General features: G+C 40.9%; 1 pseudogene. It reads right to left on the bottom strand.

The features are described from left to right. Nucleotides 1-15 precede the first annotated feature (15 nt). Nucleotides 16-555: pseudogene (locus tag ACG95_RS13730) on the bottom strand (IS30-like element ISLpl1 family transposase); the annotation flags it as partial.

The raw sequence follows: 555 nt of genomic DNA on the forward strand, positions 1-555 counted from the left end.
TGGTAGATTGCAAATTTAATCCGAATTTTTGGACAAATTTGGCAGCATAACCTGATACGGTGTTTGCCAGTCGAGTATTTTAAGCGGTCGCTGGTTAATTTGGAGTAACGTCGTCGTTAAATCTTGAGCACTAATGTGCTCAAAACGAGTCCCTTTAGGATAAAAATAACGTAAATTCCGATTAAAGCGTTCATTACTACCACGTTCAGCTGGCGTATAAGCATGGCAGTAATAGGTCTTAATACCATATTGTGATTCAAGTGATACTAGCCCACTAAAATCAGTGCCACGGTCCACAGTAAAGCTGTGCACCGGACCATTAAAAGTGGTTAGGAACTTAGTTAGGGCTTCATTAACAGTCGCTGTCGTCCGATCTTTTAACCGGTATGCCCAAAGGAACCGTGATTTTAGATCGATTAAAGTTAATAAAACTGCCTTACTATGCCCACGAGGACCAACGACTGTATCTAGTTCAAAATCGCCGATGCGATTACGTTGATTAATCATCATGGGACGCTGTTCAATTGATCGCCCCAAAGATTGATTATATTTGGA

This window comes from Lactiplantibacillus herbarum, assembly GCF_001039045.1.
GTDB lineage: Bacteria > Bacillota > Bacilli > Lactobacillales > Lactobacillaceae > Lactiplantibacillus > Lactiplantibacillus herbarum.